The organism is Xanthobacter sp. 91 (assembly GCF_000702385.1).
GTDB classification, from domain to species: domain Bacteria; phylum Pseudomonadota; class Alphaproteobacteria; order Rhizobiales; family Xanthobacteraceae; genus Xanthobacter; species Xanthobacter aminoxidans.
Genome location: NZ_JNIB01000001.1, coordinates 4609405 through 4631010 on the forward strand (window position 1 = coordinate 4609405; position 21606 = coordinate 4631010).

Below are 21606 nucleotides of genomic sequence, written 5' to 3' on the forward strand. Positions count from 1 at the left end.
CAGATCCTGACCGAGGACAGATCCATGACCTCCCGCTTCCGCTCCTCCCTCGCGGCCCTCGTCGTCTCCAGCCTCGCCCTGTTCACGCTCGCAACGGGCGCGAACGCGCAGGCTCCGGCCGCCGCCTCCGACAAGCCCCTGAAGATCGGCGTCTCGGCGGGTCCCTATGGCGACATCCTGCGCGAGGCGGCGAAGCTCTCGGCCGAGCAGGGGGTGAAGGCGGAGATCATCGAGTTCACCGACTGGAACCAGCCCAATGCGGCGCTGCAGGCCGGCGACATCGACCTCAACAATTTCCAGAACCGGCCCTATCTCGCCAATCAGGTGAAGACGCGCGGATACACCATCGTCGCCCTCGACGAGTCGATCCTCGTGCCCGCCGGCCTCTATTCCAAGAAGTACACGAGCTTCGCCGACATCCCGGCCGGCTCCAAAATCGCCATTCCCAACGATCCTACCAATGGCGGACGGGCGCTGCTGCTGTTCCAGAAGGCCGGCCTCATCAAGCTGAAGCCGGGCTCGGGCCTCTATGCCAGCGTGCTCGACGTGGCGGAGAACCCGAAGAACCTGAAGATCGTGGAGATCGATGCCGCCCAGCTGCCGCGCTCGCTGGACGACGTGGCCGCCGCCTTTGTCTCCTCCAACTATGCCTATCTCGCCGGGCTCCAGCTGAAGAGCGCGCTTCTGGCCGAGACCACGCTGGAGGAGGCCAAGCCCTATTTCACTCTCGTCTTCGCCGCCCGCGAGGATCGCAAGGATGACCCGCGCATCGCCAAGTTCATCGCGGTCTACCGCTCGCAGCCGGTGAAGGACTTCACCCTCGCCAAGTTCAACGGCAGCCTCATCCCCACCTGGTGAGCGCCCCTGCCGAACCCCATCGAGGAGTGTGACCCATGACCCCGCCTGCCGCCCGTCCGTCCCATTTGTCTCTCGCCCCGTCTGCGCCCGCGCGGCCCGACTGGACCGCCCGCGCCCAGAGCGTCGCTGACGCGCTCACCCCAGACGCCGCCGAGCGCGACCGCATCGGCGCCTCGCCCCGGCGCGAACTCGCGCTGCTGCGTGAGGCGGGGCTGCTCGAACTGCTCTTTTCCCCCGAACACGGCGGGGGCGGCGGATCGTTCACCGACGCGCTCCTCGCCGTGCGGGTGATCGGGCGGGTGGATGCCTCCATCGCCCAGTTGCTCGCCTATCACTATCTCCACCTCACCAACGCCTTGTGGCGGGCGCGCCCGGAGCAGGCGGCGGCGCTGGCGCGGACTTCGGTGGCCGGGCGCTGGTTCTGGGGCGGTGCCTCCAACCCGCGCGATCCGGAATCGCGCCTCGTGCCGGTGGAGGATTTCTATCGCCTCACCGGCCGCAAGACCTTCGCCTCCAATGCGGCGCTCGCCGATCGCATCACCCTGCGCGCGCAGCTGGGCGACGGCTTCGCCGTGCTCGTCGTGCCCGGCGACCGGGAGGGCGTGACCCACGGCAACGACTGGGACGCCTTCGGCCAGCGCCTGTCGGAGAGCGGCACCATCACCTTCGCCGACGTGAAGGTGGGGCGCGACGAGATCCTCGGCGATCCCGCCGCCCCGCCGCCGCCGCGCACCAGCCTGGTGGTGCCGTTCCACCAGCTGCTCATCGTCAATTTCTACATCGGCATCGCCAAGGGCGCCCTCGCCGAGGCGAACCGCTACATCCGCGAGGTCTCCCGCCCGTGGCAGGCCTCCGGCGTGGAGAAGGCGCGGCTCGATCCCTACATTCTCGAGCATTACGGCAATCTCGACGTGGAGCTGCGCGCCTCCACCGCGCTGGCGGATGTGGCCGGCGTGCGCTTCGAGGCGGCGACCGCGCTGGGCAATTCAATCACCCCCGACGATCGCAACGTCGCCGCCGCGGCCATCTATGCGGCCAAGGTGCATTCCAGCCGCACGGCGCTGGAGATCACCTCCCGCATCTTCGAGCTGATGGGCGCCCGAGCCACCGCCGGCCATTACGGCTACGACCGCTTCTGGCGCAACATCCGTACCCACACTCTGCACGATCCGGTGGTCTACAAATCCCGCGAGGTGGGCAATTACGCCCTCAACGGCGTCATCACGCCGACCCCGCTCTACAGCTGAGCGAGGCTGACATGACGACGAAACCCCTTAACCGCGACATCCGTTTCAACGCCTTCAACATGGCCTCGCCCGGCCACGTCTGGGCGGGCCTGTGGGCGCATCCGCGCGACCGCGCTTTCGACTACAACAGCCTCGATTACTGGATCGACCTTGCGGTGACCGCCGAGCGCGGCCTGTTCGACGGCGTGTTCATCGCCGACGTGTTCGGCGTCTACGACGTCTATGGCAACAGCCCGGACGCGGCGCTGATCTCCGCCGCGCAGACGCCGGACATCGACCCCGCTCTGGTGGTGCCGAGCATGGCGCACGCGACCAAGCACATCGGCTTCGGCGTCACCGCCAATCTCACCTACGAGCACCCCTACCAGTTCGCCCGCCGCTTCGCGACGCTGGACCATCTCACCCAGGGACGCGTGGGCTGGAACATCGTCACCGGCTATCTCGACAGCGGCGCGCGCGGCATGGGCGACAAGGCCAACCGCGACCATGATGCGCGCTATGAGGCGGCGGAGGATTTCCTCGCCGCCGTCTACAAGCTGTGGGAAGGCAGTTGGGAGGAGGGGGCCGTGCGCCGTGATCGCGCCGCCCGCATCTTCACCGATCCCGCCAAGGTCCACCGCATCCGCCACAACGGGCCCTACTATCAGGTGGACGGCATCCAGCTCGCCGAGCCCTCGCCCCAGCGCACGCCGGTGCTCTACCAGGCCGGCACCTCGGGGCGCGGGCGGCTGTTCGCGGCGAAGCATTCGGAGGCCATCTTCCTCAATGGCCAGACCCGCCCCATCCTCGCCGAGGCGGTGCGCGCGGTGCGCACGGCGGCCGCGAGCTTCGGCCGCGACCCCTATGACATCCGCATGTTCCCCGGCGCGACGGTGATCGTCGCCCCCACCCGCGCCGAGGCCTTCGACCGGCTGGCCGAATATGCCCAGTATGTGAACACGGCCGGGCAACTGGCACTGCTTTCCGGCTGGACCGGCGTGGACCTCTCCACCCTCGATCCGGAGGAGGCCATCTCCTACGTGAAGAGCAATGCCATCCAGTCCACGCTGGAAAATCTCACCCTGCGCAGCGCCGAGCCGCTGAAGGTGAAGGACCTCGCCACCCTCTCCGCCACGGGCGCCCGCGCGCCCTTCATCGTCGGCGCACCCGGCGAGGTGGCGGACGAGATCATCTCCTGGGTACGCGACACGGACGTGGACGGCTTCAACCTCAACCGCCTCGTCTCTCATGAGACGCTGGCGTCGTTCGTGGATCTCGTGGTGCCGGAGCTTCAGGATCGCGGCGTCTACAAGACGTCCTACGATGAGGGTACCCTGCGCGAGAAGCTGTTCCGCCGCGGTCCCCTCCTGCCCGACACCCACCCCGCCGCCGGCTTCCGCCGGAATGCGGGGGCCGTCGCCGAGAAGCCGCGCGCCACGGCCTGATTGCTCGAGGGCGTTCGCGCGCCGTCCCATGGAGTTTGCCCGCCGATGACCGAGACTGCCGACACCTCCGGCGCCACCCTGGCGCCCGATGAAGCCGCCGCCGCCCGCGCTTTGCTGGAGGCCCGCTACGGCGCGGCCGAGGCGCCGGCCTCAATCCTTCTCAACGACACCATCGCCGGCCTGCTGAACTACCGCACCGTGCGCGCCTTCACCAAGGAGCCTCTACCCGAAGGGCTGATCGAGACGCTGGTGGCGGCGGCGCAATCGGCTCCGTCCTCCTCCAACCTCCAGACCTTTAGCGTGGTCGCGGTGGAGAACCCGGCCACCAAGGCGCGCCTTGCCGAGATCGCCGGCGGGCAGAAGCACGTCATCGAGGCGCCGCTGGTGCTGGTGTGGCTCGCCGACCTCGCGCGGCTGGAGGAGATCGGCCGTCGCAACAACCATCCCACCGATGCGCTGGGCTTTCTGGAAACCCTGTTCGTCGGCTTTATCGACGCCGCACTCGCGGCGCAGAACGCGCTGGTGGCGCTGGAATCCTTGGGCCTCGGCGGCGTCTATCTCGGCGCGCTGCGCAACCGGCCGGTGGAACTCGCCGAACTCCTCGGCCTGCCGCCCAACGTGGTGGGCGTGTTCGGCCTCGCCATCGGCCATCCCGACCCCGCCCGCCCGGCGGACGTGAAGCCGCGCATCTCCCAGCGCCTCGTGCTCCACCGCGAGCGCTATGACGCGAGCCTGCCGCAGGAGGCGCTGGACCATTACGAGGCGGCGCTGAAGGCGTTCCAGAAGGGCCAGAACATCCCCGAGATCGGCTGGATCGCCGCCGCCCTTCCGCGCGTACGCGGCGCCTCGTCCCTCGCCGGCCGCGACCGCATCCGCGATGCGCTGACTGCGCTCGGTTTCGGCCTGCGCTGAGGGCAAAGGCCACCTGCAGGCGTGGGCGACCGTCCAGGGCGGCGCGCCCGCGCGGCGTGGACCCTCGTCGCTTCCTCCGGCGGGGAGAGCCAGCTGCCCCTTCCCGTCACAGAACGACAAATAAAAAATGACTCCTCATTCGACTTTTTTCGTGTAGCTTGGCTTCAGACCTCGGCGAGCAGGGCATGCACCATTCTTATGGCTTAATGGGATGGGTGGAGCAAATTTGATAATCCATTCATTTATCCAGCGCGCCATTGGCTCCGGCCGTCGCGTTTCGGAAGGGCTCGGGAGCAGCGCGCGACCTCACATCACGCCTGCGAGCGCGCCCGGACGACGGGAACGCCCTGTGGTGCCCGCGGGGGCAAAATCGCGCAGGGCAGGAAACCTCCGCGCCGATCAGGACCGGAAATGCAACGGCGCTTGAGCAGCCGGCGCGCACGAAACTCCATCGACACAGATCGTTTCCAAGAGAGCAACATGGGCATGCATGTCACACGCAGAACCGTCCTTGCTACATTGACCGCGGCAATCGCCGGTGCGCCGCACCGCGTTTTTGCGCAGGCCAAGTGGCCCACTCGGGCGGTGACGTTGCAGGTTGGCTATCCATCTGGCGGAGCGACGGATTTCGGCGCGCGCATATTCTCCGACGGGGCGCGGGCCTTCACATCCGTCCCTTTCGTCGTTGAGAACCGTGCCGGGGCTGCCGGCACCTTGGCTGCGGGTGCGACGCTGCGTTCAAATCCCGACGGCTATACATTGTTCGTGGGGACCAGCAACGAGACGACGATGCTCAAGAGCATTCGCCGCGCGCCGCCATATGCACTTTCGGATTTTGCGCCACTGGCGATGATTCTCGACTACCCGATGGTGCTCATCGTCCCCGCGAGCTCGCCTGTATCTACGTGGCAGGACTTTCTGAAGGCCGGCAAGGAGAAGGGGGATCGTATGAACTACGCATCGCCCGGAGTCGGCAGCGCCGTTCAGTTCTTCACCGAACGTGTGGTCAACCTGTCTGGCCTGCAGGCTTCCCCCATATATTATCGAGGCTCCACAGCTGCTGCGCCTGACATTCTGGCCGGACGCGTCGATTTCGCCCTGGATGTGCTTCCGACTTGGACGTCTTCCATTCGCTCCGGCGCGGTGCGTGCCATCGCAGTCAGCACGCGCGAAAGGCTGCCGCAGGCGCCCGACATTCCGTCTCTCAGGGAATTGGGCCTGCCGATTGAAGAGCGCGTGGGATGGAACGGCTTGTTCGCTCCAAGCAAAACACCTGTCGATATCCAGAATGAGATCATCGAGCTCGCCCGGTCTGTGCTGCAGGGGCCTGCTCGACCCAAGATTGAAGCCGCAGGATATCGCCCTGGGACACTCTTCGGCGCAGATTTTCGCGCATTCATTCAACAAGATGAAGTTGCGTGGGAAAAGCTCGTCAAGAGTACGAATTTCCAACCCGAATGAACATCTGAAACTCCAAAAATAACGGGTGTCGCCAGGGGGAGACGGCTCCATGTCGTTGGCTTTGAGTGGGTTGAACATTGTCGATTTTTCGATGGGCGTCGCCGGGCCTTACGCGACAGCGCTCTGCGCACAGCATGGTGCGAACGTAACCAAAATCGAGCCGCGCCACGGCGACTGGGCCAGAAGCCTCGGGCGTCGACATGGCGATGCAAGCACATATTTTGCCATCTACAATCGCGGCAAGAAATCGATCGTCATTGATCTGAAAACGGAAGAAGGCCGCAAGATCGCATTGTCCGCGGCAGCCAATGCGGACGTTGTCGTGGAGTCGTTCCGGCCCGGAGTGATGGCGAAGCTCGGCTTGGACTATGCCTCCGTCCGCGCGCTCAACCCGAAAGCCATATATGTTTCGATCAGCGGGTTTGGTCAGAATGGCCGTCGAAGCAGGCTTCCGGGCGTTGATTCCGTGGCCCAGGGCTACTCCGGCTTCATAAGCCTGAGCAAAGACGCAAACGGCCGGCCTGTGAAGGTCGACATGGTCATCATGGATATCGTCACCGGTCTATACGCTTACCAATCCATCCTGACGTCGGTCATACATCGGTATTCCGGGAATACGTCCGGCCATTACATCGATTGCAGCCTGCTCCAATCGGCCCTTGCCCTCCAGGCGTGCAAGCTCGCGGAACACGAGCTGGACGGTGGCGGGCAGTCCCTTTACGCCCCTCTCGGCGTGTATGAAACCGCCGACGGCTACATGACGCTTTCGGTCAATGAAGACGATGCCTTTGAGCGGTTTTCAAAAGCCGTGAATCTTCCTGAGCTGCAAGATGAGCCGTTATACGCAACGAAAGACGGGAGACGAGAATACAAGGACGAGATCAATGCGTCCTGCGCGCGCATGTTGAAAGAAAAGACAACGCGTGAATGGATCGACATATTCGTTGCGCACGAAATATTGCATGCTCCGGTCTGGGACTACGACGACGTCCTGAAAGACGAAGACATCATGCACAGCGGATACATCGCGCGGGTTCAGCAAGGTGGCATGGATCATCCGATCCCATACTCGCTGCCACCGGGTGTTGACCCTGGGCATCTTCAGGCCATGGACGCGCCCCATCTTGGAGAACACACGAAGGAGCTGTTGCTTGGCTGGGGTTTTTCCCCTGAGCAAATCGACAAGGCACTCTCCGATGGATCGGCTGTTCAGCGACCGCGAGCTGAACCTGGGGCCGCCTCATGATACCGGAGGCCGATGCGCTCCGTGCGGAAAGCGAGTGCTTCAACAAATTGCTCGAGAAGAATGAAGAACATTTCGGCATGATCACGCAGTTCAAATCGTGGTCAATAAACGACGTTGTTCAACATATCCATTATTTCAATGCCTTGGCAGATCACGCGATTTTCGACAGGGCTGCCTTCGAGACGGAGTACGGCGCCCTAAACGCATTACGCGCTGGCGGCAGCTCGCTCGTCCGTGCGACGGACGTTCGTCTCAGCCACCTCACGGGCGATCGGTTGCGGGCCGAGTGGCTGGCGAGAGCGACCGCGATCAGCGCGCGCTGGTCGGATCTCGATCCGTCCATCAGAGCGGTCTGGGCGGGGCGGGAAATGAGCGTCCGCTCCCTGATAACGTCCCGCCTGATGGAAACCTGGGCACATGCGCAGGCCGTGTACGACATATTGGGCGTGGACAGAATAAGCCGGGACAGGATCAAGGGCATTGCGGCGCTTGGGGTCAGCACGTTCGGCTGGAGTTTCCGCGTTCGCAAGATGGAGGTTCCGGCCATCGTTCCTCATGTTGCCCTGACAAGCCCGTCCGGTGAGATCTGGCGGTGGGGACCTCAGTCTCATTCGGAAATCATATCCGGCTCCGCGGAGGCGTTCTGCCAAGTTGTCACGCAGGTGCGCAACATCAGGGATGTTCGCCTCAACGTGGTGGGGGACGTGGCGCAGACGTGGATGGAGAAAGCCCAGTGCTTCGCGGGCGCGCCGCAGGATTCTCCCCCGCCCGGAACCAGGTTTCGGATATGAGCGCACCGCACAGAGAACGGCGCCTGCGTGGTCGTAATAGTCCCTTAGCCGTCCCTTTCGGTCCTTTAGCCGCGCAACCTCTGGCGGCGGCTTTTCGGTGGGCGAGCCATCTCCAATGGTTGCGCTTTCAACCCCGGGACAACAATATCCTACCGTAGGCTTTGCTGGGGGCGGGAATGCCTGGGGATGGGATTGCGCTGAACCGTGGTCCGCGGGCGACGGCATCGAACGTGTATGGCGCCTCCACGGCGCGGATGCTTCTGTCCACCGCGCTCACGACAACCCTATGCAGCCTCGCATTGGTCGCCGCGCCCGTCGCGGTCCGGTCGGCAGCGGCGCAGACCGTGGTGACGATCCCCTTCTCCTACAATCCGCCCCAGGGGACAGAGGGAGCCCACGGGGCCAACAAGACCCATTGGTTCGAGCACGCCAACGCCGGCGACGGCCAAGAAGGTGGCTCGATCGCCGCGACCTCGATCATCATTTCGGGCGGAACAAGCAACACATTCGTCATCGACAGCACCACCGTCGGCGGAGACGGCGGCAAAGGTGGAAACGCAAAGGTCGAACACGGCACGGGTCACGGCTGGGGCGGAAATGGGGGCACTGGCGGTTCGGGAGGGGATTTCACCGCAACCATTTCCGATGTGACCGTCGCTCAGTCCGGCGACCGGCTGCTCTCCCTTCGCTCGGTTGGCGGATCAGGCGGCAAGGGCGGAGAGGGCTATAGCGACCATGGAAGCGGAGTTGGCGGCGCCGGGGGAATGGGGGGAGCGGGAGGGGTTCTCTCCCTAGTGATCTCTGGCTCCAACCTGTCATCTGCCGCCAGCGGGATCGTCATCACCTCCCGCGGCGGTGATGGCGGCCGCGGCGGCGAGGGAAGCGGTGGCTGGGAAACGTCGACGGGGGGCGCGGGCGGTACCGGAGGAGCCGGTGGGGCGGTCTCCATTTCCGCGACGTCGTCGGCTATCTCAAGCGCCTCCGGACCTGCCATCAGCCTCATCTCAACGGGCGGAACAGGTGGCAAGGGCGGCTATGGGCACGCCAACGAGCACCCCGGTGATGGCGGGATCGGCGGAACGGGCGGCGCGGGCGGCGCGGTCACGGTGATTTTGTCGGGCGTGACCGTATCCAGTGCAAACGGCGGTGCAGTCTACGCCGCATCGCGCGGAGGGAAGGGTGGCGCGGGTGCGAATGGCGACTCAGCTGTTGTCAACGCGACCGGAGCGAACGGAGGTACTGGCGGCGACGCTGGGACCGTCAATATGCAGGTCTCCGGAACCATAACCTCTTCCCAGGTGGCCATCCTGGCCAAAGCCGATGGCGGCGAAGGAGGAAAGGGCGGAGGGGCTGACGGCGGTGTCTCAGATGGATACGGCGGAAACGGCGGAAACGGCGGAAACGGCGGAAACATCTCCCTCACCGTCGGGTCAAAATCCGCGATCACCACCACAGGATCGTCCGCCCCGGCCGTTGCCGTCTATGCCAATGGCGGGGCAGGCGGTTTTGGAGGAAGCGCGTCTTCCATTACCCATGCTTACGGTGGCAATGGCGGAACGGGCGGCACCGGCGGCACGGCCTCCCTCACGGTCCAGGGTGGCGTCACCATCACCACCAGCGGCGATACGGCCCACGGCATCATCGTGGCCGCCAATGGCGGGGCGGGCGGCAATGGCGCGCCCGCGGACAAATCGCTCAAAGAGACCGGCGGCGCTGGCGGCACCGGTGGCAGCGCCGCCAGCGGCACCGCCGTCAACGTGATCGTCGCGAGCGGCGCGAAGGTTCAGACCTCGGGCTACGCCTCGAACGCCATCGTCGCGCAGAGCCTCGGCGGCACCGGCGCGAACGGCGCGTCCGTGGGCGGGTTCATCAGCAGCTCGGGCGGCGTCGCCGGCCCGGGTGGCGCCGCGGGCAACGTCTATCTGAACTCCGGCGGCGCGGTCTCAACCGGCGGCAACGGCTCGGTCGGCATCGTGGTGCAGTCTGTCGCGGGCGGTGGCGGCAACGGCGGCTCGGCGGATGCGGTGTTCGTCTCCATGGGCGGGAACGGCGCCGTCAGCGGCGCGGGCGCGAACGCCACGGGCATCAACACCGGGACGGTCACCACCACCGGGAATTACGCCCACGGAATGCTCGTGCAGTCGGTGGGCGGCGGTGGCGGCAACCTCATCGTGGGCGGATGTTCAAACAGCGCCGCGGGGTGTGTCGCCGTCGGCGGCTCCGTCGGCAATTCAGGCACGTCCGGCACCGGCGGCAGTGCGGAAGCGACCGCCAAGAATTACGGCGTCATCACCACCAGCGGCAAGTTCTCGGACGGCGTTCTGGCCCAGTCCATCGGCGGCGGCGGGGGCAACGGCGGGGGCGCGGGCGGTGTCGCATCCCTCGGCGGACAGGGTGCGTCGGGCGGAGACGGCGGGAAGACCACGCTCTACAATTCGGGAACGATCGTCACCAGCGGCGACAATTCACTCGGTGTGGTCGCGCAGTCCGTGGGCGGCGGCGGCGGGCGCGGCGGCGGCACCATGAGCGTCGGTGTCGGCGTGTCCGCAGCCATCGGCGGCGGCGGCGGCAGCGGCGGCAATGGCGGAAACGTCTATGTGACGAATTCCGGGGCGGCGCCGGGCACCGTCACCATCGTCACGTCTGGCAGCTATTCCACGGCCCTGCTGGCCCAGTCCATCGGCGGCGGCGGCGGCGCGGGCGGGAAGGCGGTGGCCGACACCGTCGAAGGCGCGGCCCTGACCATCGGCGGCTCCGGCGGTTCCGGTGGCTCCGGCGGCACGGTCACCGTCACGAACTCAGCGGGCATCGTCACCACGGGCGACCGCGCGTCCGCCATTCTCGCCCAGTCGGTGGGGGGCGGTGGCGGTTCGGGCGGCAGCGGGCTGTCGCAGAGCGGCGGCCTGTATGTCGCGGTTGCGGCGGCGGTGGGCGGCTCGGGCGGCAGCGGTGGAAACGGCGGCAACGTCACCGTCACCAATTCCGGGCAGATCGTCACCAGCGGCCTCGATTCCATGGGCATGGTGGTGCAGTCCATCGGCGGCGGCGGCGGCAATGGCGGTTCTTCCGCCGCCAACGCCATTTCCGCAGGCGTCGAAGGGTCGGTCACTGTCAACGCCAGCGTGGGCGGCTCGGGCGGGGACGGCGGCATCGGCATGGCCGCCAGCGCCACCAATACCGGCTCCATCAAGACCTCCGGCGCCGGCTCGACCGGCATCCTGGCGCAGTCCATCGGCGGGGGCGGCGGAACCGGCGGAGATGCGAGCGCGCTCGGCGTCAGCGTGTCCAGCGGCGTCGCCCTGACGGTGTCGGCGACGCTGGGTGGGCAGGGCGGAGCGGGCCAGAATTCCGGCACGGTGACGGTGAACAATTCCGGCTCCATCGCCACGTCCGGCGATTTCGCCGACGGCATCATCGCCCAGGCCGTCGGCGGCGGCGGTGGCAATGGCGGCGTGGGCTCCACCTCGTCCAATGCCGCATCGCTTTCCGGCAAGACCTCCGTGTCGCTCGGGCTCGGCGCCGGGGGAAGCGGCAATGTCGCGGGCAACGCCTATGCGGTGACGGTGATCCAGTCCGGCACCATCACCACGTCCGGCACCAGCGCGCGGGGCATCCTTGCGCAATCGGTGGGCGGCGGCGGCGGCACCGCGGGCGGCGGTACGGCCGATGCCGCAGGCGGCTCCGTCGACCTGAGCGTCGGGCTGGGCGGCAAGGGCGGTGGTGGCGGCAAGGGCGGCGACGTCACTGTGACCGACACCGGGCAGATCGCGACGACCGGTGCCGATGCGGATGCCATTCTCGCCCAGTCGGTGGGCGGCGGTGGCGGCACCGGCGGCTCCGCCTCGGGCAAGAGCAGCACCAAAGCCTCCGACCTTTCAGGGGGCTCCAACACGTCCTTCACCCTCTCCGCAGACCTCGGCGGCAAGGGCGGCAAGGGCGGCAACGGCGGAAGCGTCACGGTCACGGCCCTCGCGCCCAGTTCAGCCCAGCCGATCCACATCCAGACCTCCGGAGATCACGCCTCGGCCATCGTGGCGCAATCCATCGGGGGCGGCGGTGGCAAGGGCGGCGCTGCGGCGGGCTCCGCGAGCGGCGGGCAGGCTGGCCTCACCCTCACCCTCGGCGCGACGGGCGGTAGCGGCGGCACGGGCGGCAACGTCACGGTGAATACCGACGCCATCATCGAGACCAAGGGCGAGGATTCCGTCGCCATCCTGGCCCAATCTGTGGGTGGCGGCGGTGGCATCGGCGGCAACTCCAACGCGGCCGCCTCGTCGAAGATCTCGCTCGGCGCATCCCTCGCGGGAGGGGGCGGCCTGGGTTATTCCGGCGGCACCGTCACAGTGACCACCGCGGGTCAGATCACCACATCCGGCAAGCTCTCGGATGCCATCCTGGCCCAGTCGGTGGGCGGCGGCGGCGGCGTGGGCGGATCGGTGGGGGCGGATTCCCATGCCTCCGGCGGCCAGTCCGTCTCGGCGACGCTGACCCTCGGTGGGGCGGGGGGGACCGGCTCCAACGGCGGCAATGTCTATGTGACCAATTCCGCCGCCATCAGGACGAGCGGTGACATGGCCAACGGCATCCTCGCCCAGTCGGTGGGCGGCGGTGGCGGCAAGGGCGGCTCATCCACCGCCAAGGGCTCCGGCGGCAGCTATTCCATCACCGCAACCCTCGGCGGCGCGGGCGGCGCCGGCTCCGAGGGCGGCAAGGTGAGCGTGACGAATTCGGGAACCATCCTTGTCACTGGCGACCATTCCAATGCCATCCTCGCCCAGTCGGTGGGCGGCGGTGGCGGCACGGCGGGCGCGAGCGCCGCGGCCAGCGCGGCCAAGACCGCGAGCCTCTCCTTCGCCCTCGCCGGCACGGGCGGGACGGGGGCCTACGGCGGAGCGGTGACGGTCACGAGCACCGGCGATATCCGCACCGAGGGGCAGGACGGCGTCGGCATCCTGGCCCAGTCCATCGGTGGTGGCGGTGGCAATGCGGGCAGTTCCACCAATGCGGCCACCGGCAAGTTCGCCATCGGCTCGGCGATCGGCGGAACCGGCGGCGGCGGCGGCAACGGCGGAGCCGTGACCGTCGACCTGTACAATGCCAAGCTCGGCAGCCTTGTCACCACCGGCAACGGTTCGGACGGCGTGCTGGCCCAGTCCATCGGCGGCAGTGGCGGCAACGGCGGGGCCGGCTCGGGCAAGGCGGACGGGGCCGGCGGCAACAGCGCCAGCCTTGACGTCACGGTGGGCGGTGGCGGGGGCTCCGGCGGCCACGGTGAAACGGTGAACGTGAATAACGGCAGCGCGACCACCCAGGGCGCCGCCATCACCACGCTCGGCACCGGCTCCAACGGTCTCGTCGCGCAGTCCATCGGCGGCGGTGGCGGTAAAGGTGGCGCTACGACCTCGTCGAGCGCCGCGAAAGGCTCTTCGTCCACCGTCGGCCTGACGGTCGGGATTGGCGGCAACGGCGGTTCCGGGAATTCTGGCGGCGGCGCCTATGTGACCACCGTCGGCGGCACCATCGTGACCGGCGGCGACCATGCCTCCGGCATCGTGGCGCAGTCCATCGGCGGCGGCGGCGGCATCGCGCTCGCCTCCCATACTGCGGCGGACGGCACCAAGGCCGACGCGACCGTGACTGCCACGCTGGGCGGAAGTGGCGGCTCCGGCAACACGGGCGGCACCGCCACCGTTGAGAACGGCGCAACCATCCTCACTCTCGGCAATTTCAGCTACGGCATTCTGGCTCAGTCCATCGGTGGCGGCGGCGGCAAGTCGGGCACTTCGGCTGGAGCCGCCAATGGCGGCACGGCAGGCGTCAACCTGACCCTGGCGGGGTCGGGCGGCAGCGGCGGCGACGGCGAGTTGGCCTCGGTCTCCACCTCCGGCAGCATCTACACGACCGGGCAGGGCGCCACCGGCATCCTCGTGCAATCCATCGGCGGTGGCGGCGGCGCAGCCGGCAGCGCCGACAATGCCGCTTCCGGCAAGATCAGCATCGGCGCCGCGCTGGGCGGTGCCGGCGGCGGGGGCGGCAATGGCGGGCAAGCCACCGCCACCCTGTCCGCGTCCGGCGGCAGCGGCAGGATCATCACCACCGGCGACGCGGCGGATGCCGTTCTCGTGCAGTCCATCGGTGGCGGCGGCGGTTCGGCCGGCTCGGGTACGGGCAAGGCCGACGGCAAGGGCGGCAACGGCCTCGGCCTGTCGGTGGACATCGGCGGTGGGGGCGGCAGCGCCGGAAACGGCTATTCCGCCATTATCACCAACGGCACCGGGGCCGAGCCGAGCGCCACCGCCTTCGCCATCGTGACCGTGGGCACCGGCTCCAACGGCCTGGTCGCGCAGTCCATCGGCGGCGGCGGCGGCAAGGGCGGCGCGGCCTCCTCCACCACCTCGGGCGCGGACGCGGCCAATGTTTCTGCCACGCTCGGCGGGAGCGGCGCAACCGGTGGCAACGGCGGCGCGGCCACCGTGGTCAACGCCGGACGGGTGCAGACCTCCGGCGACCACGCCAGCGCCATCGTCGCGCAATCCATCGGCGGCGGCGGCGGCAATGCGGTGTCAGCCGTCTCGACCGCATCGGGCCAGAGCGCGCAGCTCGATCTCGGTGCCAGCCTCGGCGGCAGCGGCAAGGGCGGGGGCAACGGCGGCCTGACCACCGTGAACAATTCCGGCACGCTCGTCACCAGCGGCGATTTCGGCCACGGCATCCTGGCGCAGTCCATCGGCGGCGGCGGCGGCTCGGCCGCGGTGACGGGAAACAGCGGCACCGGCGGCACGGCGGCCGTCACCCTGTCCCTCAGCGGCAGCGGCGGCCAGGGCGGCTACGGCAACACGGTGTCGGTCTCCAATACGGGCGACATCTTCACCGCCGGCACCGGGGCGAGCGCCATCCTGGCGCAGTCCATCGGCGGCGGCGGCGGCGCGGCCGGCAGCGCCCAGAATGCCACCAGTGGCAAGATCGCGGTGGGGACCATCGTCGGCGGAACGGGCGGGGCAGGCGGTCATGGCGGCGAGGTCTCCGTGACTGCCACGGGGGCCGTGACCATCGCCACGACGGGCGATGCGGCGGATGCCATCGTCGCCCAGTCCATCGGCGGGTCGGGCGGCGTGGGCGGTGCCGGCAAATCCACAGCGGACGGCAAGGGCGGCAACAGCTTCGACCTGTCCGCGACCGTGGGCGGCAGCGGTGGCAGCGGCGGATATGGCGGCAAAGTCGAGGTCCTGTTCGGCAGCGGGGACACGTCCCATCTCGTCACGAAGGGGCACGATTCCGCGGGCATCCTCGCCCAATCCATCGGCGGTGGCGGCGGCAAGGCCTCCGTCGCCTCGTCCTCCGGCGGCGACACCGGCGGCAAGGCGAGCGTGGCCGCCAGCCTCGGCGGTTCGGGCGGCGGCGGTGGCAATGGCGGCAACGTCACCATTGGCATCAACGGCGCGATCCAGACGCTGGGTGACGGCTCGGACGGCGTTCTGGCCCAGTCCATCGGCGGCGGCGGCGGCAATGCATCCATCGCCAACAGCGTCGCCAACGGCGGGCAGAACACCATCACCGCCACATTTTCCCTCGGTGGTGCCGGTGGCGTGGCGGGCAAGGGCGATACCGTCAACGTCACGCAGCAGGGCACCATCGTCACCAGCGGCGACCTCGCCAACGGCATGGTGCTTCAGTCCATCGGCGGCGGTGGCGGGCGGGCCTCGACCGTGGCCACCGATTCCGGCAACGGCATTTTCTCCGCGACCGTGGGCCTCGGAGCCTCGGGCGGTGCGGGCGGCGCCGGTGGCAAGGTCTATGGCAACGTGTACGGCACCATCCAGACGTCGGGCGATGCCTCCATCGGCGTTCTGGCGCAGTCCATCGGCGGCGGCGGCGGCATCGCCGCGACCAGCTCCACCAAGACATCGGGCAGCCACTCGCTCGCCCTGACCCTGGGCGGCGATGGCGGCAGCAGCAGTGAGGGCGGCACCGTCACCTTGGATCTCGACGCCGGCTCGGTGATCCGCACCTCGGGCGACAATGCGTTCGGCGTGCTCGCCCAGTCCATCGGCGGCGGCGGCGGCATCGGCGGCACGTCTTCGGCCGATGCCACCGGCGCCGTCGCGTTCGGCGGGTCGGCCGGGCAGGGCGGGAATGGCGGCAACATCTACGCCCTCGCCGCGGGAACCATCGTCACCTCCGGCACCGGCGCATCGGCCATCTTCGCCCAGTCGGTGGGCGGCGGCGGCGGCATCGGCGGCTCGGCGGCGAGCGCGGTGTTCTCGAACCAGGACGGCATCCAGGGCAGCGGCGGCGGCTCGGGCAACGGCGGCGCCATCTACGTCTCCCTCACCGGCACGGCCACGACACGGGGCGACAACGCGCCGGTGATCGTGGCCCAGTCCATCGGCGGCGGTGGCGGCCTTGCGGCGACTGCCGGAGGCGTCGGCCTCGGCACGGCCGGAGGCGCGGGCACCGGTGGGCCTGTCACCGTGCTGGTCTCCGGCAGTGCCATCGCCACCGGCGACAATTCGCCGGCCATCTTCGCGCAGAGCCTCGGGGCGAGCGGAAACGGCCAGATCCAGATCCTCATCGCCGATGGCGGCGTGGTGCGGGGCGGCACCGGCACCGCTGCCATCGTCCTGTCGGGTGGCACCGAGAACACCGTCACCATCGCGCAAGGCGCGGTGGTCTCCGGGCTCAGCGGCATGGCCATCGCGGCCGGCGTCGGCGACGACAGCGTCATCAACAGGGGCACGCTGAACGGCAGCGTCGATCTCGGCGGCGGCACCAACGGGCTCGTCAACGAGGCGGGCGCGACGTTCAATTCCGGCACGGTCGTCAAGACCGCGGGGGACACCTCCACCTTCGCCGCCACTTTCGGTGCGGGGCCGGGCGCTCCGGGCTTCATCAACCACGGCACGGTCAATCCCGGCGGGCTGGGCGTGATCGCCACCACCAGCATCGCCGGGGGCCTCGGCTCCGACGGCGTTCTGCAGGTGGATGTGGATTCCGCCTCTGCGCGCAACGACCAGATCCGCGTCGTCGGCGGGGCCACCCTCAGCGGCACCATCGATCCGAGGGCGACCAGCATCGCGCCGAAGGACTCCTACACCATCTTCGTCGCGGATCAGCTGACCAGCACGGCGGTGGCGAAGGACAGCGGCCTTGCCTACAGCTGGGCGGTGCATGCCGACGATACCTCGCTGACCATCAGCCCCATCGCCCACTTCCTGCCCAAGGGCGTGTGGCTGTCGGGCAACGAGGCGTCCGTCGGCGGAAGCCTGCAAAGGGTGTGGGACACCGGCGATGTCGGCGGCATGTCCAAGGTGTTCAACGGCCTCTTCGATATCAATTCGGCACTGGCCTACCAGGGCGCGCTGGGCCAGCTCTCCCCGCAACTGCTCCAGGCCCCGGCGGGGCTGCGCATCGGCGAGAGTCAGGCCTTCCTCGACCGCACCTTGAGCTGCCCCGTGTTCGTGGCATCGAGCACCCAGCTGCGGGAGGACAATTGCGCCTGGGCGCGGATCATCTACGACCACACCGGCCAGACGACCACCTCGCAGATGCAGGGCTATGCCTCCGACAGCCTGATCTTCCAGGCGGGGGTCCAGCACGAGCTGGCCACGGACTGGTTCCTCGCCTTGTCGGGCGCCTACCAGCAGTCGTCGGTGTCCAGCCCCAGCGGCTGGTTCTCGGCGAGCGGCAACGGCGGCGATATCGGCGTCGCCCTGAAGCGGCAGTGGGGCCCCTGGCTGTTCTCCGCCGCCGTGGATGCCGGCTGGGTCTCCTACGACAACACCCGGACCATCGGCATCGCCGGAGGCCAGGCCACCAGCAATTCCGATGTCTACAACGTCACCGGTCGGCTGCGGGCGTCCTACGAATTCTCGTTCGCCAACTACTATGTGCGGCCGAGGGTGGACCTCGACCTCATTCACGTGGAGATGCCGGGCTTCAGCGAACTCGGCCGCACGGGCGCGGAGCTGGCGTTGCAGGGATCGAGCCTCACCACCTTCGTCGCCACGCCGGCGGTGGAGTTCGGCGGCCGGATGGACCTGCCAGACGGGGTGGTGCTGCGGCCCTACATGACGCTCGGCGCGTCCTTCGCCTCCAACGATGCCTGGCAGACGACGGCCCGCTTCCTGTGGGCGCCGCTGTCGGCCGGCAGCTTCGTCACCTCCACGCCGCTGCCGGACGTTCTGGGCAATCTCGACCTCGGATTGCAGGCCGTCACCCGCGACAATCTGGAGATCAAGGTGGAGTACGGCCTGAACGTCGGCCAGGATTTCCTGTCCCAGCGCGGCATGGCGCGCTTCGCCGTCCACTTCTGAGGGCGGCGGCACCGGATGACTTTCTCCGCCGGGCGGTTAACATGCCGGCCGGTGATCGAGGTCCGGGAGCAGCGGGTGGCGAGGTGGCGTGAGGCAGGGTGGGGGCGCGGCGCGTTTTGCGTCTGGCTTGCCTATGCCTTCGTGCTGCAGTTGTTCGTCGCGGGCATCGCGCTCGAGCGCTCCGCCGGCACGGCCATGGCCAGCGCATCCGGCGGCGGTGCCCTGTGCGCCCGCAGCACCGGAGTTCCGGACAACACCCCGGAGTCGCCGCAGGCAGACCATTCCGTCTGCTGCGCCCTTTGCGCCTTCCATTCTCTGGCGCCGATCCTCCCGGTTGCCGCCGACGCCGGACGTCCTGTCGCGACCCCCGCGATTTCCGAGCGGGCAGCCGTTGCCGCCGCAGAGGGAAGTGGTCGCGACCGCCGCGAGCCGCGGTCCTCGCAGGGGCCTCCCCTCGACGCCTGACCCCTGGTGCCTTCGAAGGCCGAATCTGCCCCGCCTGCGCGGCCACGCCATCGCGTGTCCGGCTCGGGTGGCGGGCGTGTCATCCAATCCAACCAAGCAGGTTCATCCCGCCAATGGGGCAGAAGCCCCATTGGCGCAACCAAGGAGCACCCATGTCCATTTTCCATCTCACCCGCCGTGCCGTGATGGCCGCTGCCGCCGCCACCGTGGCCTTGTCGGGCGCTGCCGTGGCGCACGACTACAAGGCCGGCTCGCTGCAGATCGACCATCCCTGGTCGCGGGCGACGCCGGGCGGCGCCAGCGTCGCCGCCGGCTATCTGGTGGTGAAGAACACCGGCGCCGCGCCCGATCGCCTGATCTCCGCCACCGTGCCGTTCGCCGGCCGGGTCGAGATCCACGAGATGGCCATGAAGGACGGCGTCATGGTGATGCGGCCCATCCCGGACGGTCTCACCATCCCGGCCGGCGGCAGCGTCGAGCTGAAGCCGGGCGGCTACCACATCATGTTCATGGACCTGAAGTCCCCGCTCAAGGAAGGCACCTCTGTGGACGGCACGCTGACCTTCGAGAAGGCCGGCAGCGTGCCCGTGAAGTTCCAGGTGGAGGGCCTCGGCGCCTCCGGCAGCGCCCATCCCGGCCACTGAGGCGGGAAACACACGCGCACGACGCGCCGGTCCGGAAGGTACCGGCGCGTTTCGCCTCCGGGATCGCTTGACAGCGCGGAGGTGTTCGGTGCCTGCTGCGCGTGCGAACGGTGCTCCGGTTGCCACGGCATCCGGAGTGAAACGGGAATGGGGTAGGGCCTGAACCTGCGCGGATATCCGCCGGGGTTGGCCCGAAGCCCCAACCGCCCCCGCGACTGTGAGCGGCGAGCGATCTTCCAGTATGCCACTGGCCACAGCCCCTAGGGCCGGCCGGGAAGGCGGGGGTGAGCGTAGACCCGCGAGTCAGGAGACCGGCCGATCGCATGATGACAACCCTCGGGCCGTCGGGTGAGACGGCAACGGAGACCAGCATGCATATCGAACCCGGACTCGTGGACGGGGCCAAGATCGGCCTCAGCTATGTCACGGCGGCCGCCGCCGGCGGCTATGCCCTGAAGCTTGCCTATGAGGCGGCGCGCGAGCGCGGCGTCCTCTCGCTGGCCGGCCGCACCCTCGCCACCACCGCTCTCGTGTTCAGCTTCTTCGAGGTACTGCCGCACTATCCGGTGGGCGTCTCGGAAGTGCACCTCATTCTCGGCTCGACCCTGTTCCTGATGTTCGGCGCGGCTCCGGCGGCCCTCGGCCTCGCCTTCGGCCTGCTCGTCCAGGGCCTGTTCTTCGCACCGTTCGACCTGCCCCAGTACGGGATGAACGTGACGACCCTGCTGGTGCCGCTGTTCGGCGTCGCCGCCGTCGCGCGCCGCATCGTGGCGCCGGGCACGCCCTATGTGGAACTGAAGTACAGGCAGGCGCTCGCGCTCTCCACCACTTATCAGGCCGGCATCGTCGGCTGGGTGGCGTTCTGGGCCGTCTATGGCCAGGGCTTCGCCTCCGAGAACATCGCCTCGGTGGCGACCTTCGGCGGCGCCTACATGCTCGTCATCATCGTCGAGCCGCTGGTGGACCTTGCGGTGCTCGCGGCCGCGAAGGCGCTGCATGGCGCCTTCAAGGGCGGCAACCCGCTGCTGGAGCGCCGGCTCTACGACGCGGCCTGATCGCGCCCGCAACCCTCGGATAACAGAACGCCGGCGGTGCTCCCGCCGGCGTTCTGCGTTTCAGGGGACTTCGACCTGTGGGGGCAGGGCGGGAGAGGGCAGGGCGGCTGGGGCTTCCGGGTCCGGCACCAGATGGCGGAGCGGATCGAAGCCGCCCACATGGTTCGCCCAGGCAAGGCCGACGGCGAGGCCCTTGGCGCGGGGCAGCACATGGAAGGCGGCCGCCACCGCCACCAGTTCGCTGGCCGCAAGCTCGAGCGCCAGCGGGAGGTCGCTGAGCAGTTCAAGGATGCCGCCCACCAGCGATCCGGCCAGCAGCGCAAGAGGGATTGCGAGGACCGGCACGGCGTTGGTGACGCGGGCATGGCCCAGCGCCTCGCCGCAGTGCGCGCAGGATTCCGAAACCTGCATCCAGCGCCCGAACAGGGCACCTTCGCCGCAGGCCGGGCAACGCCCGGACCAGCCACGCCGCGCCGCCGCCTCGATGGGGCGGGGTGGGTTGAAGCCGTTGGTGTGATAGAGCCGCCGCGGCGCGCGGCGCGCCGGATCGAACGCGGTGCGGGTGACGGTGCCGAATTCCGCCGACATGGCGGCGCGGGCGCGCGCGAGCGCCTCCGAAGACGCGTGAGATTGCGTGTCTGACATGAACGAAAACCCGAAGGGCCGCATGGGCGGCAGGGACCGGAGGCGTCGGGAGGCTCCCGCGCCGGTTCAGCTTTGGGTCAGGTCACAGGAGGGCCACGCGCCTGGGCGCCGCGGGCTTGCTCGGCCGGCCGACGTTCGCAGCCCGCGGGGAGGTGCGCGATGCGCCGGCCATCGGGCGCCGCGAGCGAGGGTTGCGGCGCCACCGCAAGGCCGGGCGCCGAGGTCAGCACGCAGGCGTCGCAGGGATGGGCCTTGAGAACCGTTCCGGTGTCTGCGCCATTGAGGCAGAGGTCCGGCAGCGTGCCGTCCGGCAGCGCATAGGCCGCAAGATCGACGGGAGCCTCGGAGGAGGGCAGGGCGACAGGCTGATGGGCGAACCCGAGCGTCAGCTGCGCCAGCACGAAAAGTGCGGCAGCCGCCACCCGCAAGCCCTTGAATCCCAACCCGATGCCCATGCTCCGCTTGTGTGCAACGCGGCAGAAGGGGTCAAGCGCGTGAATCTACGCAGCGTCTCCCTGCCGCAGGCCGGCTCTGGACCTGCCCGA

13 protein-coding genes and 1 riboswitch are annotated in these 21606 nt (G+C 68.6%); of the genes, 11 read left to right on the top strand and 2 right to left on the bottom strand.

The genetic code is table 11. The features are described 5' to 3' along the window. Positions 1-24 precede the first annotated feature (24 nt). From A37E_RS0121505 to A37E_RS0121560, 11 genes are all read left to right on the top strand, one after another. Complete coding sequence (locus A37E_RS0121505) at positions 25-858, top strand: MetQ/NlpA family ABC transporter substrate-binding protein (protein WP_029558513.1); 834 nt, start codon at positions 25-27, stop codon at positions 856-858. A gap of 35 nt (positions 859-893) precedes the next feature. Further along, complete coding sequence (locus tag A37E_RS0121510) at positions 894-2105, top strand: acyl-CoA dehydrogenase family protein (protein WP_029558514.1); 1212 nt, start codon at positions 894-896, stop codon at positions 2103-2105. Between the two features lie 11 nt (positions 2106-2116). Next, complete coding sequence (locus tag A37E_RS0121515; RefSeq protein WP_029558515.1) at positions 2117-3529, top strand: LLM class flavin-dependent oxidoreductase; 1413 nt, start codon at positions 2117-2119, stop codon at positions 3527-3529. A 45-nt stretch (positions 3530-3574) separates the two neighbouring features. Then, on the top strand, positions 3575-4441 hold the full coding sequence (locus A37E_RS0121520) for an NADPH-dependent oxidoreductase (protein WP_051679243.1): 867 nt from the start codon (positions 3575-3577) through the stop codon (positions 4439-4441). A 480-nt stretch (positions 4442-4921) separates the two neighbouring features. Then, positions 4922-5902: a tripartite tricarboxylate transporter substrate binding protein gene (locus tag A37E_RS0121525; protein ID WP_197023025.1), complete on the top strand. Its 981-nt coding sequence runs from the start codon at positions 4922-4924 to the stop codon at positions 5900-5902. Positions 5903-5951: 49 nt separating this feature from the next. Continuing rightward, entirely contained in the window at positions 5952-7148 is a 1197-nt protein-coding gene (locus A37E_RS0121530) for a CoA transferase (RefSeq protein ID WP_029558518.1), read from the top strand. After that, positions 7145-7939 carry a TIGR03084 family metal-binding protein gene (locus A37E_RS0121535; RefSeq protein WP_029558519.1) on the top strand — a complete coding sequence of 265 codons (795 nt, stop codon included), beginning with the start codon at positions 7145-7147 and terminating at the stop codon, positions 7937-7939. Before A37E_RS0121530 ends, A37E_RS0121535 begins: the two co-directional genes overlap by 4 nt. Before the next feature lie 1265 nt (positions 7940-9204). Continuing rightward, positions 9205-18252 carry an autotransporter outer membrane beta-barrel domain-containing protein gene (locus A37E_RS25545; protein ID WP_038193513.1) on the top strand — a complete coding sequence of 3016 codons (9048 nt, stop codon included), beginning with the start codon at positions 9205-9207 and terminating at the stop codon, positions 18250-18252. A 15-nt stretch (positions 18253-18267) separates the two neighbouring features. Next, complete coding sequence (locus A37E_RS0121550; protein ID WP_029558521.1) at positions 18268-18717, top strand: hypothetical protein; 450 nt, start codon at positions 18268-18270, stop codon at positions 18715-18717. Positions 18718-18869: 152 nt separating this feature from the next. Then, positions 18870-19361, top strand: coding sequence for a copper chaperone PCu(A)C (locus A37E_RS0121555; RefSeq protein WP_029558522.1), 492 nt, complete (start codon positions 18870-18872; stop codon positions 19359-19361). Positions 19362-19452: 91 nt separating this feature from the next. Next, positions 19453-19696: riboswitch (cobalamin riboswitch) on the top strand. Between the two features lie 36 nt (positions 19697-19732). Next, the gene (locus A37E_RS0121560) at positions 19733-20416 is read left to right on the top strand and encodes an energy-coupling factor ABC transporter permease (RefSeq protein ID WP_029558523.1); all 684 of its coding nucleotides are present in this window, start codon (positions 19733-19735) and stop codon (positions 20414-20416) included. 60 nt (positions 20417-20476) lie between these two features. Here A37E_RS0121560 and A37E_RS26155 read toward each other — a convergent pair whose 3' ends face one another. Beyond that, positions 20477-21061: a DUF983 domain-containing protein gene (locus A37E_RS26155; RefSeq protein WP_197023026.1), complete on the bottom strand. Its 585-nt coding sequence runs from the start codon at positions 21059-21061 to the stop codon at positions 20477-20479. Between the two features lie 77 nt (positions 21062-21138). Continuing rightward, positions 21139-21516, bottom strand: a complete 378-nt coding sequence (locus A37E_RS26160) for a hypothetical protein (RefSeq protein WP_051679246.1) — start codon at positions 21514-21516, stop codon at positions 21139-21141. Between the last annotated feature and the right edge of the window lie 90 nt (positions 21517-21606).

Coding starts and splice junctions, on each gene's coding strand:
- A37E_RS0121505 (WP_029558513.1), top strand. CDS start 25: ATGACCTCCCGCTTCCGCTCCTCCCTCGCGGCCCTCGTCGTCTCCAGC.
- A37E_RS0121510 (WP_029558514.1), top strand. CDS start 894: ATGACCCCGCCTGCCGCCCGTCCGTCCCATTTGTCTCTCGCCCCGTCT.
- A37E_RS0121515 (WP_029558515.1), top strand. CDS start 2,117: ATGACGACGAAACCCCTTAACCGCGACATCCGTTTCAACGCCTTCAAC.
- A37E_RS0121520 (WP_051679243.1), top strand. CDS start 3,575: ATGACCGAGACTGCCGACACCTCCGGCGCCACCCTGGCGCCCGATGAA.
- A37E_RS0121525 (WP_197023025.1), top strand. CDS start 4,922: ATGGGCATGCATGTCACACGCAGAACCGTCCTTGCTACATTGACCGCG.
- A37E_RS0121530 (WP_029558518.1), top strand. CDS start 5,952: ATGTCGTTGGCTTTGAGTGGGTTGAACATTGTCGATTTTTCGATGGGC.
- A37E_RS0121535 (WP_029558519.1), top strand. CDS start 7,145: ATGATACCGGAGGCCGATGCGCTCCGTGCGGAAAGCGAGTGCTTCAAC.
- A37E_RS25545 (WP_038193513.1), top strand. CDS start 9,205: ATGCAGGTCTCCGGAACCATAACCTCTTCCCAGGTGGCCATCCTGGCC.
- A37E_RS0121550 (WP_029558521.1), top strand. CDS start 18,268: ATGACTTTCTCCGCCGGGCGGTTAACATGCCGGCCGGTGATCGAGGTC.
- A37E_RS0121555 (WP_029558522.1), top strand. CDS start 18,870: ATGTCCATTTTCCATCTCACCCGCCGTGCCGTGATGGCCGCTGCCGCC.
- A37E_RS0121560 (WP_029558523.1), top strand. CDS start 19,733: ATGCATATCGAACCCGGACTCGTGGACGGGGCCAAGATCGGCCTCAGC.
- A37E_RS26155 (WP_197023026.1), bottom strand. CDS start 21,061: ATGTCAGACACGCAATCTCACGCGTCTTCGGAGGCGCTCGCGCGCGCC.
- A37E_RS26160 (WP_051679246.1), bottom strand. CDS start 21,516: ATGGGCATCGGGTTGGGATTCAAGGGCTTGCGGGTGGCGGCTGCCGCA.